The sequence below is a fragment of the Enterobacter sp. CPE_E1241 genome (assembly GCF_045618265.1).
Classification (GTDB): domain Bacteria; phylum Pseudomonadota; class Gammaproteobacteria; order Enterobacterales; family Enterobacteriaceae; genus Enterobacter; species Enterobacter adelaidei.
The window spans coordinates 3,607,216-3,620,163 of sequence record NZ_JBIWYV010000001.1 but is presented as its reverse complement, the minus strand read 5'-3'; the positions used below and the strand labels follow the sequence as shown (position 1 = coordinate 3,620,163).

Annotated in this window: 12 protein-coding genes; 5 read left to right on the top strand and 7 right to left on the bottom strand. The window is 52.7% G+C overall.

Annotated features, from left to right (window positions below; translation table 11 throughout):
* Position 1: 1 nt before the first annotated feature.
* The 4 genes from pssA to trxC form a co-directional block, all read right to left on the bottom strand.
* A complete protein-coding gene (pssA, locus tag ACJ9Y9_RS17610) occupies positions 2 to 1,357 on the bottom strand; it encodes a CDP-diacylglycerol--serine O-phosphatidyltransferase (RefSeq protein ID WP_028016047.1) in 1,356 nt (451 codons plus the stop codon).
* 110 nt (positions 1,358 to 1,467) lie between these two features.
* Positions 1,468 to 4,131: a bifunctional acetate--CoA ligase family protein/GNAT family N-acetyltransferase gene (locus ACJ9Y9_RS17605; protein WP_028016048.1), complete on the bottom strand. Its 2,664-nt coding sequence runs from the start codon at positions 4,129 to 4,131 to the stop codon at positions 1,468 to 1,470.
* Positions 4,132 to 4,166: 35 nt separating this feature from the next.
* A complete protein-coding gene (gene tapT, locus ACJ9Y9_RS17600) occupies positions 4,167 to 4,865 on the bottom strand; it encodes a tRNA-uridine aminocarboxypropyltransferase (RefSeq protein WP_028016049.1) in 699 nt (232 codons plus the stop codon).
* 69 nt (positions 4,866 to 4,934) lie between these two features.
* Entirely contained in the window at positions 4,935 to 5,354 is a 420-nt protein-coding gene (trxC, locus tag ACJ9Y9_RS17595; RefSeq protein ID WP_028016050.1) for a thioredoxin TrxC, read from the bottom strand.
* Positions 5,355 to 5,557: 203 nt separating this feature from the next.
* On the opposite strand from trxC, the gene ACJ9Y9_RS17590 reads away from it, so the two are divergent.
* The gene (locus tag ACJ9Y9_RS17590) at positions 5,558 to 6,658 is read left to right on the top strand and encodes a tRNA/rRNA methyltransferase (RefSeq protein WP_028016051.1); all 1,101 of its coding nucleotides are present in this window, start codon (positions 5,558 to 5,560) and stop codon (positions 6,656 to 6,658) included.
* A 39-nt stretch (positions 6,659 to 6,697) separates the two neighbouring features.
* Here ACJ9Y9_RS17590 and ung read toward each other — a convergent pair whose 3' ends face one another.
* The gene (ung, locus tag ACJ9Y9_RS17585) at positions 6,698 to 7,387 is read right to left on the bottom strand and encodes a uracil-DNA glycosylase (RefSeq protein ID WP_028016052.1); all 690 of its coding nucleotides are present in this window, start codon (positions 7,385 to 7,387) and stop codon (positions 6,698 to 6,700) included.
* 314 nt (positions 7,388 to 7,701) lie between these two features.
* Between ung and grcA the strand changes: the two genes are divergently transcribed.
* On the top strand, positions 7,702 to 8,085 hold the full coding sequence (gene grcA, locus ACJ9Y9_RS17580) for an autonomous glycyl radical cofactor GrcA (RefSeq protein ID WP_008502190.1): 384 nt from the start codon (positions 7,702 to 7,704) through the stop codon (positions 8,083 to 8,085).
* A 55-nt stretch (positions 8,086 to 8,140) separates the two neighbouring features.
* Here grcA and srmB read toward each other — a convergent pair whose 3' ends face one another.
* Positions 8,141 to 9,469: an ATP-dependent RNA helicase SrmB gene (srmB, locus tag ACJ9Y9_RS17575; RefSeq protein ID WP_028016053.1), complete on the bottom strand. Its 1,329-nt coding sequence runs from the start codon at positions 9,467 to 9,469 to the stop codon at positions 8,141 to 8,143.
* A gap of 132 nt (positions 9,470 to 9,601) precedes the next feature.
* On the opposite strand from srmB, the gene trmN reads away from it, so the two are divergent.
* Positions 9,602 to 10,339 carry a tRNA(1)(Val) (adenine(37)-N(6))-methyltransferase TrmN gene (gene trmN / locus ACJ9Y9_RS17570; RefSeq protein ID WP_032666641.1) on the top strand — a complete coding sequence of 246 codons (738 nt, stop codon included), beginning with the start codon at positions 9,602 to 9,604 and terminating at the stop codon, positions 10,337 to 10,339.
* Here the strand turns inward: trmN and nadB are convergent.
* Positions 10,324 to 11,943, bottom strand: coding sequence for an L-aspartate oxidase (nadB, locus tag ACJ9Y9_RS17565; RefSeq protein WP_028016055.1), 1,620 nt, complete (start codon positions 11,941 to 11,943; stop codon positions 10,324 to 10,326). The genes trmN and nadB overlap by 16 nt on opposite strands.
* Positions 11,944 to 12,306: 363 nt before the next feature.
* Here nadB and rseD point away from each other — a divergent pair, with 363 nt between their 5' ends.
* Together rseD and rpoE are read left to right on the top strand one after the other, a co-directional pair.
* Complete coding sequence (gene rseD / locus ACJ9Y9_RS17560; RefSeq protein WP_229255512.1) at positions 12,307 to 12,369, top strand: rpoE leader peptide RseD; 63 nt, start codon at positions 12,307 to 12,309, stop codon at positions 12,367 to 12,369.
* Positions 12,366 to 12,941, top strand: coding sequence for an RNA polymerase sigma factor RpoE (gene rpoE, locus ACJ9Y9_RS17555; protein ID WP_006176728.1), 576 nt, complete (start codon positions 12,366 to 12,368; stop codon positions 12,939 to 12,941). The genes rseD and rpoE overlap by 4 nt, the downstream gene beginning before the upstream one ends.
* Positions 12,942 to 12,948 lie beyond the last annotated feature (7 nt).

Below are 12,948 nucleotides of genomic sequence, written 5' to 3'. Positions count from 1 at the left end.
ATTACAGAATACGGCTGATAAGTCGGTCGATACGGATACGACGTAAACGGCGGATAAGTTTGCGGACCTTCACCGGATAATCGGCAATGCTCTGCAGTTCGCGGTAATGATTAACCACAGTGGTATGTGTGCGAATCAGCTCCAGCTCACGCTCACGTTTTGCGGCTAACTCATGCTGTGGGTCATGGATCAGGATAGCGTTTTCCAGATCCAGTCGCCACGCGCGCGGGTTCAGGTTGTTACCGGTCAGTAGCATCCACTCATCGTCGACCCACATACCTTTGAGATGGTAAGTGTTGTCTTCATCTTTCCACAGACGCACAACCAGCTGGTCAGTGTTTACGTAATACTGTAAACGACTCAGGAAACGGCGAAGGTTAATCTCATAGAGGTAAGGTAGCGCACCGATAATTTTGAACGGCTGATCTTCAGGAATAAAGAAGTCGTTAGCCGTTTTATCCCCAACGATGATTTCCACTTTTTTACCATCGCGCAGCAGCTGAATGATGTTACGCACCAGCACGGCAGGAAGGTTGAAGTACGGTGTACAGATGGTGAGTTTCTGCTCTGCACACGGCATCAGATGGAAGATCGTTTTATTTAGCAGGCTTGATTTGCCGAGACCTACCAGCGGGGTAACGGATAACTCTTCGTTGTTTGCATCGCCCTGGAAATGATAGACCGCATCGCGCAGTTCCTGGCGGAATGCACGAACATCATTTTTGATTTCCGGGCTTTTAGGGCGCTCTGGATCGTCAAGGCGATTTACACCACGGCCATGAACCAGATTTTTATCAACCCAGTTAAACATGATATCGGCCATCTGAGGATTACGAATCAGATGGTAGCGGTCGTAGCGATACTTATCGAGTTGATGGAGGTAAACATCATTCAGACTAGCACCACTGTAAAGTACGCTGTCATCAATGATGAAACCCTTGAAATGAAGGACGCCGAGCGCTTCACGAGTATTAACAGGCACGCCATAAACAGGAACATCGACGCCAGGATTCTCCTGCGCCATGCGGCAATACCAGTCAGCATTGGTGTTTGAAGCGGCAGCGCCAATACGACCGCGCTGAGCGCGATGCCAGTCAACCAGCACGCGAACATCGAGTTCAGGACGTTGACGTTTGGCTTCATAGAGCGCGTTCAGGATCCCGCGCCCGCCTTCGTCTTGTTCTAGATACAGTGCCACAATGCAAATGCGTCGCGTGGCGCTGGCAATCTTTTCAAGAAGCGTCTCCCGAAAATGAGCGGGAGCGTAAAAGAACTCTACATCATCAACTGACTGAGAAATCTTCGGTAGTTGAGCAAGGTGTTGTTGATGTTTATTACGCTTAAATTTTGACAACATCACAGTGCGTTTCTTCTCTGTTCATTGAAGGGTTGTCTGTACCATGCAAACAACATAAGCGGACAATGATACCACCAGTCCCGTCCAAAGTGGGTAACATTTCCAGTAGCTTACTCGTGTTTATCTGCTGATGTCAGGTTGAGGGACAAGGCAACAATACCTTCGTCCAGTTGAATATCAACATCAAATCCAAGTTTTCGCGCCAGGGTCACCATACCGCGATTGTTAGGCATAGTAATGCCATTAAGGCGTAACAATCCGTGATCTCGCGTATAACTGATGAGTTTTTCCAGCAGTCGTCTCCCCAGACCCAGGCCTTTTAGATCGGAGCGCACCAGCACGGCAAACTCCGCATCAACATTATCCGGGTCAGAAATAGCACGCGTCACGCCAAGGATCTCATCGCCTTTATCGGAACGACGAACGGCGACAAAAGCCATTTCTCGATCGTAGTCGATCTGGGTCATATTGGCTAAATCATCGTGGGTAAATTCGTTGATTTCACTAAAATAGCGATAGTAAAGATCCTCTTTCGTGACCTGAGAGATAAAGGCCCGCAGCTGAGGTTCATCTTCCGGCAGAATAGGGCGGAATAAGGCGCGTTCCCCATTCTTCATCTCTACCCACTCTTCCAGTTGCAGCGGGTAAGGACGGATCGCCAGACGGCTCTCTCTGTCGCCTTCAAAGGGCGCGATATCCAGCGTCACGTCCAGCGCCGTAAATTCATTACCGGAGGCGAGAAGGGGGTGGATATCCAGCCGCTGGATCTCGGCACAATCCACAATCAGGTTAGATACCTGCACCAGGAACTGACTTAGCCCGGCAATATCAAGTGGACGCAGCGCGCTCCGACCGCGGATCTTTTTGCTTTTAATCGCCTGGATGATCAAATAACGCGCCAGATTCATGTTCAGCGGCGGTAACGCTACAACGGCTTGTTCTTCAGGCCGCCACTCAACGCCGCCTTCTCCCAGCATAATGAGCGGGCCAAACACGGGATCATGTTCAACCACCACCCGCAGCTCCTGAGCACCTGCGCGGTTAGCCATGCTTTGCACCAGCAACCCGTGGATCCTTGCCTGCGGCCAGGCCATTTTGACCCGATCAAAAATGGCATCTGCTGCTTGCTGAACCTCCGTTGCCGTACGCAGGTATAACATCACCCCCTGAATATCAGACTTATGTGGGATATCCGGTGAACGCAACTTAAGGGCAACCGGGTAGCCAATTTGTTCGGCAATATGCACAGCCTCAGCGCTGTCGCTGGCAATCCAGGTGGGCAGGGTTTGCATTCCGTAACTGCCGAGAATGGGCTGAACTTCATGCGTATCAAGCGTTGTCGCACCCTCTTCGATAGCCTGTTGTAAAAGACGGTGAACGTCGACGGTGTTAGCCGTCAGATTACCGGGTAACGCTGGGGTTTCGCGTAACTGTTTCTGGTTACGGCGATACTCGACCATATGCATAAATGCAGTGATAGTGCCTTCCGGAGTACGGTAGGTTGGCAGTCCGGCTTCACTGAACAAGCGTCGCGCCTCCTGCGAAGAAAACTCACCGCACCAGTTGGTCAGCAAAGTGACATATTTTCCACGTGGATGATTGCGCACGGTATCAATGAGTGCCCGCGCACTTTCACTACCTGGAGCGGCCGCGCTGGGGGAGTGGATAATCATCAGCGCGTCGAAATCCTGGCTATCCAGCAAAATCGAGATGGCCTTGATATAGCGATCGCTGCTGGCGTCATCGCGTAAGTCAAGCGGGTTGTCTGGCGTCACACTTGTCGGGAGAGCTTCTCTCAGACGTTGCAGCGTCTCTTCACCCAGCGTTGCCAGCTTACCGAAGCGCCGCCACAGTTCATCCAGCGCGAGTGCGGCAGGGGCGGCGCCGTTACTGACAATCATTAACTTCTCACCGCGCAATGGGCGCATATGGCTTAGCGTCTCGACGGCGGAAAAAAGCTCGTGTGTATCCTGTACCCGCAGCAAACCCGCACGCTGAATGGCGGCGTCCCAGGCAGGATCCATACCGGAATGCGACTGCAGAAGTCGCTGGGCTGCAGGGCTACGTCCACTTTTGATCACCAGGATCGGTTTATTGCGCGATGCGCTTCGTGAAGCCGATACAAAACGACGGGCATCGCTGAGGTGCTCGAGGTAAAGCAGGATTGCGCTGGTTTTACTGTCGCGAGCCAGAAAATCAAGGAGCTCATCAACGTCAATATCCAGGCTGTCACCCAGGGCAATGAAGTAGGAGAATCCCATTTCACGCTGCTGAGCCCAGTCGAGGATGGTGTTCGATACCGCCGCCGATTGCGAAATAAACGCGAGTTTGCCTTTACGGATTGGTACAGGAGAGAAACTGGCATTCAGACCCTGCCAGGGGGCGAGCAGGCCAAGACTGTTCGGCCCAAGGATGCGCATTTGATAACGACTGGCGCATGCCAGCAGCTCGGGCTGTTGTTCAGGTGGAGACGAGAGAATAATGCAGGTTTTACACCCTTTTTTACCGAGTGATTCCAGCAGTTCCGGATTTCGTTTCGCATTGGTACACAGTACGGCAAGATCGGGTACGAAAGGCAGGCTCTGTACATCTGGCCAGGCAAGTACCCCCTGAATAGCCTTGTAGGCAGGCGTAACGGGCATAACAGGGCCATTAAACCCTCCGGCCAGCAGGTTACGCATCATCAGATAGCCTGCACGATCCGGTTTCATTGAGGCGCCGATAACGGCAATGGATTTAGGACGTAATAGCGCTTCTAACCCTCGCTGGCTCATGCAGGCCTCCTGTGAATGCAAGCGACCTGATGATTTTAAACGCTTTCTGGATCGAGTGCTGTGACACTGCCCTTATGAACGGTTTTTCCCGCCAGATAGCGCTCGCGAAAGCGGGAGAAATGGTTGCCCAGGGCGCCTGCCGCTACGGTATCGCCTGCTAAATCCAGAAGCGCAATGGCCACTTCGGCAGTGCAGTATTGCCCGTCGGCATGCGCTTCACGCAGGCGGTAGGCGGAGACCCGGGAAAGATCGACAGAAATCACCGGCAGTGCGTCAAGATAAGGACTTTTACGAAACATTTTTCGTGCTTCGGTCCAGGTGCCATCCAGCATAATAAACAGGGGCGGTTTACCGGATGGGGGAGCCGAAAGCACCTGACGATCGGCCCCTGCATAAGAGGCCGGGAAAACGACCATGGGCTGATAGTCCGGGTTTGTCACTGCGTCGAGCAGGGCCTGTGGTGGCTCCGTGCGCGACCACTGAAACGCAGTGGTATCAGGCAGAATGTCGGCAATCAGGCGACCCGTATTACTGGGTTTCATCGGCTCGGTATCGAACATCACCAGACAAAAACGACTCTCCGCTGTACTCGGGGCCAGCGTCTCGCACAGGCAAACCTTTAGTGGCAGCAGGCATCGCTGGCAACGACGGATTCGATTGCCACGGGCAAGAAAGGGACGCGTTGAGCGAGCAAGGCGTTCGGCACGTAATTGAAGGACAGCGTTATCAGTCATGGGCGAAATGCAGGAAAAACCCTATTTTCGCAGAGGCGGGAACGGGGCACAAGATGTGCCCCATGAATGTTACAGCGACTCGTTTAACCAGCTTTCAAAAGGTGCTTTTGGAACCGCACCGTTGAGCATATCGATCACTTCACCCTTTTTGAAAATCATAATGGTCGGGATGCTGCGAATACGAAAACGTGCGCTCAGTTCGGGTTCCGCTTCGGTATTGACCTTAACGAACCGCATTTTCCCGTTGCGCTCTTCTGCCACATCTTCGAAGATCGGCGCGAAGCTACGGCATGGGCCGCACCATGGCGCCCAGAAGTCGACCACTACGGGAAGATCATCCTTGAGGAGTTTGTCCAGCGTAGCACCCGTTGCGTTAATGACATCGCCATCAAACAATTCATGACCACAACGCCCGCATTTCGCACCATCTTCAATCCGATCGTCCGGAATGCGATTGAGAGCCTGACAGTTGGCACATACGGTATTCATAACTAACCTCTGATAGAGCCGTGGGACAGCGGCAAACGCCGATAATGTTTCTAATATGTTACATATTATCAATGAGCCTGTTTGAAACAACAATGCGTTTTATTCAATGAGAACAATAGTCACAGGCTTTTGTACGAAATTATGGCTATGCGCTGGCACATCGGGTAATCTGCGCGCTTCGCGCAGCGCTGGTGGAGAAAAGCATGAACGACGAAATGAAAAACAAAAGCGGCAAGGTCAAAGTGATGTATGTCCGCAGTGATGATGACTCTGATAAACGCACCCAAAATCCGCGTACCGGAAAAGGTGGCGGGCGTCCGGCGTCTTCTCGTGCAGACGGTGGCCGTCGCCCCGCCCGCGATGACAGAAATAACCGCGGTGATGACCGCAAACGTGATGACCGTAAGCGTGACGATCGCAAACGTGATGACCGTCCACGTGATGACTTCTCACGTGATAACTCATCCCCGTGGCGTACCGTTTCTCGCGCGCCTGGCGATGAGACGCCAGAAAAAGCCGATCACGGTGGTATCAGCGGTAAAAGCTTTATCGACCCGGAAGTGCTGCGTCGTCAGCGGGCTGAAGAGACTCGCGTGTATGGCGAGAATGCCTGCCAGGCGCTGTTCCAGAGCCGTCCTGAGTGCATCGTCCGCGCCTGGTTTATCCAGAGCGTGACTCCACGTTTTAAAGAAGCGCTGCGCTGGATGGCCGCGAACCGTAAAGCCTATCACGTGGTAGATGATGCCGAGCTGACCAAAGCGTCCGGTACCGAACACCACGGTGGTGTTTGCTTCCTGATCAAAAAACGTAATGGCACCACCGTTCAGCAATGGGTCAGCCAGGCAGAGGCCGATGACTGTGTTCTGGCGCTGGAAGATGTGGGCAACCCGCATAACCTGGGTGCGATGATGCGTAGCTGCGCGCACTTCGGCGTGAAAGGCGTGCTGTTGCAGGATGCTGCACTGCTGGAATCAGGTGCGGCGATCCGTACTGCAGAAGGTGGTGCTGAGCACGTTCAGCCGATCACCGGTGATAGCGTTCTGGATGCTATTGAGCAGTTCCGTAAAGCGGGCTATTCCATCGTGACGACTTCGAGCCATGCTGGTACGCCGCTGTTTAAAGCGACGCTGCCGCGTAAAATGGTGCTGGTGCTGGGTCAGGAGCGCGATGGTCTGTCTGACGCGGCGCTCTCCAGTGCAGATCTGAGCGTCTCTATCGACGGAACAGGTAATGTGGAAAGTCTGAACGTATCCGTTGCGACTGGCGTACTGCTGGCCGAGTGGTGGCGTCAGAATAAGGCATAAGCCTCTTAATGTGCCGGGTTAGACCCGGCACATTAAATACTACTCGCTTTCTGCCGGTAACACAGGCATCCAGTCAATTGGCGTTTCGCCACGTTTTTCCAGCCATTCGTTCGCCAGAACAAAATGATTACTGCCAAAGAAACCGCGATGTGCAGACAACGGTGACGGGTGCGGCGCTTTCAACACGTGATGACGCTGACGATCGATAATCGCCCCTTTCTTCTGCGCGTGAGAACCCCAGAGTAAAAATACCACGCCTTCACGATGCTCGTTGATCAGGCTGATGACTTTGTCAGTAAACGTTTCCCAGCCCAGGCTTGCGTGTGAGTGCGCCTGACCCGCCCGTACGGTAAGCACCGTATTCAATAACAGCACGCCCTGGCGCGCCCAGCTTTCCAGGTAACCGTGAGTAGGGCGGGTAAACCCAGGCAGCGTTCCCTCAAGCTCTTTATACATGTTCAGCAGAGAAGGGGGGATAGCCACGCCCGGGCGTACAGAGAACGCCAGCCCGTGCGCCTGCCCTGGGCCATGGTAAGGATCCTGTCCGAGGATAACGACTTTGACATCGCTCAATTCGGTATAGCGAAAGGCGTTGAAAACATCTTTCTGTGGCGGATAAATCGTCTGGCCAGACTGCCGCTCCGTCGCGACGGTGCTGAGAGTATTAATAAAATAGGGCTGCTGTTTTTCTTCGGCCAGCACGTCGTGCCAGGTTAAAGGTGTCGTCATCTCGCTCTCCTGCGAATCTCAATCTGCGTCTAGCTTACCTGTTAAATACATGGGCGCAAAATCACAGGCAGAAATTGACCGTAAGTCCCTCAATTTATTTTGAAAGTATGCAGGCGAAATTGAATTGGTAAGGCGATAAAATTGATCTAAAACAATAAATTCAAACCACACTCTTTGTATGGTTGGTGTTTTTGTTGATTTAAATCAATAAATCACCAAGGTGCGAATGATATATATACACACAAGAAACATTGGTTTTACCAATTGGCCTGAAGAGGCCGACATCAGTTAATGTAGCCTAAGGGAGGCAACACATGATTACAGGTATCCAGATTACTAAAGCTGCAAATGACGATCTGCTCAACTCTTTCTGGCTGCTGGACAGCGAGAAAAACGAAGCACGTTGTGTCGTCGCGAAAGCCGGTTTTGCTGAAGATGAAATTGTTCCAGTCAGCAAGCTGGGCGAAATTGAATACCGTGAAATCCCAATGGAAGTGAAACCGGAAGTACGTGTGGAAGGTGGTCAGCACCTGAACGTTAACGTGCTGCGTCGCGAAACGCTGATGGATGCGGTTGAGCACCCTGAAAAATACCCACAGCTGACCATTCGCGTGTCTGGCTATGCAGTACGCTTCAACTCTCTGACCCCAGAACAACAGCGCGACGTTATCGCTCGTACCTTTACTGAAAGCCTGTAATAGTTTCAGCCGTGGGGGCAGAATAAAAAAGCCGGGGATTTTCCCCGGCTTTTTATTACTCTTCAGTCTTCGTTTCCTGCGCGGCAGCGCTTGGCTTACGGCGCTTACCAATGTTTTTGGTATCGCGGTGACGCTGCTTCACGCGTGGCTTCTCTTTTTCTTTCTCTTTTCTCTCAGCACGTTTCGCGAGCGCTTTCTTGGACGGTTTACCCGTCATTTTTTCACTCGGCGCACGTGTGGTCGGGCGCAGGCCATCAATAACGCGCGCTTTCAGCGGCTCGTCAACATAGCGGCCAATTTTCTGCAGCAGCAGGTAGTCATGCGCTTCGACCAGTGAGATAGCAATCCCTTTGCGGCCCGCGCGGCCGGTACGGCCAATACGGTGCAGATAGGTATCGCCGCTGCGAGGCATATCGAAGTTAATGACGTGGCTGACGTCAGGGATGTCGATCCCGCGAGCGGCAACGTCTGTGGCAACCAGCACGTTAACGCGGCCATCGGTCAGGCGCTTAATGCCTTCGGTACGTTTGATCTGTGCCATCTCGCCTTCAAGATAGCAGTTGTTGATCCCGGCGTTACGCAGCATTTCTGCCAGCTCGTGCACGCGCTCGCGCTTACGCACAAACACGATTGTGCGCAGCGCATCTTCCTGCTTCAGCAGGTGTTTGAGCAATTCGACCTTGTGCTCAAGGTTGTCCGCGCGGTAGTACCACTGGTGGATCTTCTTACGCTCACGGGTGGACGGCGTCGCTGACACTTCCACCGGATCTTCCAGCAGACGCTCTGCGAAGTCTTTAATCGCTTCCCCTTCGAGGGTGGCAGAGAACAGCATCGTCTGGTTACGCCAGCGCGTTTCACCCGCAATATGCTCAATATCCTGTGCGAAGCCCATGTCCAGCATACGGTCGGCTTCGTCGAGGATCAGCGTTTCAACCGCGCGGCAGTCGAAGTTCTCTTCTTTAATGTACTGCAGCAGGCGGCCCGTCGTCGCAACGACGATGTCCTGGTTTTCGCTGAACACTTCGGCGTGGTTCATATACGCAACGCCGCCGGTGATGGTGGCGATATCAAGATGGGTGTTTGCCGCCAGTTCACGCGCGTGATCGGCCACCTGCATGGCCAGCTCGCGCGTCGGCGTCAGGATTAAAATACGCGGCGGGCCAGATTTTTTACGTGGAAAATCGAGCAGATGCTGCAACACAGGCAGCAAATAGGCTGCTGTCTTCCCCGTGCCGGTTGGCGCAGAACCGAGCACATCACGGCCCTCAAGCGCAGGCGGAATGGCCGCTGCCTGAATGGCGGTCGGGCGTGTAAAGCCTTTGCTCTCAAGTGCATTGAGCAGGCTTTCATCGAGTTCAAGTTCGGAAAAAGTCGTTACAGTCATGTTCTACCTCTGTGTGGGGCGCTGATTATAGACGTTACGGCTGTAATCTTCATCTGTTTGTATGGATATCGCTTTTCGGTCACTTCGCTTTCCCCTATGCTACTCCAGTTTCACTTAGAAGGTTGCCCTGACATGTCTCAACTCAAAGCGCAGCTGCGCCGCGATGGTTTTACATTTAAACAATTTTTTGTTGCTCACGATCGCTGTGCTATGAAAGTCGGCACAGACGGTATTTTACTGGGAGCCTGGGCACCTGTCGCAGGTGTTAAGCGTATTCTTGATATCGGTACCGGCAGCGGGCTGGTGGCGTTGATGCTGGCGCAACGTACAGAAGAGCATGTCACGATTGATGCGGTTGAACTGGATGCGCAGGCCGCAGAGCAGGCGCGTGAAAATGCGGCCGAATCTCCCTGGGCAGAACGGATGAAAGTGGAATGCGCAGATGTGCTGGCCTGGGCACCTGAACAAACCGCACGTTACGATCTCATCGTCAGTAACCCTCCCTACTATGAGCCCGGCGTTGAGTGCGGTTCACCGGAGCGCGAACAGGCGCGTTACACCGGCTCCCTCAACCATAAAGCGCTACTCACCAGTGCGGCAGAGCTCATCTCCGAAGAGGGTTTTTTCTGTGTCGTCCTACCTGAGAGTACGGGCAATACATTCATCGGCATCGCCCAGGAGATTGGCTGGACGCTACGTTTGCGTACCGATATTTCGGATACGGAAGGACGGCTGCCGCACCGCGTACTGCTGGCGCTATCACCAAAAGAAGGTGAATGCTTTAATGACAGAATGGTGATCCGTGGGCCAGACCAGCGTTATTCCGAAGATTACACCGCTCTGACCCAGGCATTTTATCTGTTTATGTGAACCTGCGGTGAGAGTATCGACGGGCCGGATTCAGCAAGCTGATCCGGGTAATCCAGAGTATAGTGCAGCCCGCGGCTCTCTTTACGCATCATCGCGCAGCGTACAATCAGTTCAGCGACCTGAACCAGATTGCGCAGCTCCAGCAAATTATTCGATACGCGGAAATTGGCATAATACTCATCAATTTCCTGTTGGAGCATGGTGATGCGGCGCAACGCGCGCTCAAGTCGTTTGGTCGTGCGTACAATCCCCACGTAGTCCCACATAAACAGTCGTAGCTCATGCCAGTTATGTTGGATCACCACCAACTCATCCGGGTTATCCACACGGCTTTCATCCCAGGCAGGCAGGTGCTCTGTCTCGCGGGCGTACGGCATGCGTTTCGTGATGTCTTCCGCTGCAGACCAGCCGTACACCAGGCATTCAAGCAGTGAGTTAGAGGCCATACGGTTCGCGCCGTGAAGTCCGGTATAGCTGACCTCTCCGATAGCATACAGGCCATCTACATCCGTACGTCCATGGTCGTCAACCATTACGCCACCACAGGTATAGTGGGCGGCAGGTACAATGGGCACCGGATCGCGGGTTAAATCAATGCCCAGATTCAGCAGCTTTTCGTAAATCATCGGGAAGTGCTGGCGAATGAACTCTGCGGGCTTATGGCTGATATCGAGATACATGCAGTCCACGCCAAGACGTTTCATTTCATGGTCGATGGCGCGGGCAACGATGTCACGTGGCGCGAGTTCACCTCTGGCATCAAAGTCCGGCATAAAGCGTGAACCGTCAGGGCGTTTCAGGTAAGCACCTTCTCCGCGCAGCGCTTCCGTGAGCAGGAAGTTGCGTGCCTGAGGGTGGAACAATGCGGTCGGGTGAAACTGGTTAAATTCGAGGTTCGCCACGCGGCAACCGGCGCGCCAGGCCATGGCAATACCGTCTCCGGAGGCTATGTCCGGGTTGGTGGTGTACTGATATACCTTGGAGGCGCCACCTGTAGCCAGTACGACAGCCTTCGCCTGACAAGTTTCAACCTTCTCTTTATTACGATTCCAGACCCAGGCACCCACGACGCGACGCGTGCCGGGCAGGCCAATTTTGTCGGAAATAATCAGGTCCACGGCATTACTCCGCTCAAGGACCCGAATATTAGGATGACTAAGAGCCTTACTGACCAGCGTAGTTTCAACTTCTTTACCCGTGGCATCCGCGGCGTGAAGGATGCGACGGTGACTATGACCGCCTTCACGAGTAAGGTGATAGCTCTCTTCGCCATTGGGCTGAACCTGGGTATCAAATAATACCCCCTGGTCGATGAGCCATTGAACGCAATGACGGGCATTACTGGCGACAAACTCTGCGGCGTGCGTATCCACGATCCCGGCACCGGCAATCAACGTATCTTCAACGTGTGATGCAATGCTGTCTGTTTCGTCAAACACAGCGGCAATACCGCCCTGGGCATAAAATGTGGAACCTTCACTTATCGGCCCTTTACTCAGAACAATAACGTTCTGATGCTCGGCCAGACGCAGCGCCAGAGAGAGACCGGCAGCACCGCTGCCGATGATCAGTACATCACAATGAAGTTCAGGTGTTGTGTTCATGATTTTTGTTTAATTTACTAAACAGTGTTTGGTCAGAATAGCACCTGAATGCGAGATATCGCACGTTTTTTTTAAAGTCTGTTGCAATGACTAAACTCGTAAGGTGGCGTAAACAGGAGGTAAATGAATGAAATTATTTTGCGAAGCAGATCGTTAGTGTCAGATTTTGTGGTGAAATAAAGCCAGGGTTGCGTTACTCTTCTGGCGGGAAAAAGATGTTTCTTGTCAGAAAGTGGTGCGTATCGTGAACAGACTTATAATGAGAGAAAATGAACAGTCTGCGGCGCGATGAACAAAAACAAAGGCGTTACGGAACTTATTGAAGATCAGACACTCTAATTCGGTGCTTGCTCAAAGTGCGGTATTTTAGAGTGGCGTTTCGATAACGCGTGGAATTTAGGTTTGGGGAGACATTACCTCGGATGAGCGAGCAGTTAACGGACCAGGTCCTGGTTGAACGGGTCCAGAAGGGAGATCAGAAAGCCTTTAACTTACTGGTGGTGCGCTACCAGCATAAAGTGGCGAGCCTGGTTTCCCGTTATGTACCGTCAGGTGATGTACCTGATGTGGTACAAGAGTCTTTTATCAAGGCCTATCGCGCGCTGGATTCTTTCCGGGGGGATAGTGCTTTTTATACCTGGCTGTACCGTATTGCAGTCAATACGGCAAAGAATTATCTGGTCGCTCAGGGACGTCGTCCACCTTCAAGTGATGTGGACGCAATCGACGCCGAAAACTTCGAAAGTGGCGGCGCATTGAAAGAAATTTCGAACCCTGAGAACTTAATGTTGTCAGAAGAACTGAGACAAATCGTTTTTCGCACGATCGAGTCGCTCCCGGAAGATTTACGCATGGCAATTACGTTACGGGAGCTGGATGGTCTGAGCTATGAAGAGATAGCCGCTATCATGGATTGTCCGGTCGGTACGGTACGTTCACGAATTTTCCGTGCGCGAGAAGCTATTGATAATAAAGTTCAACCGCTTATCAGGCGTTGACGATAGC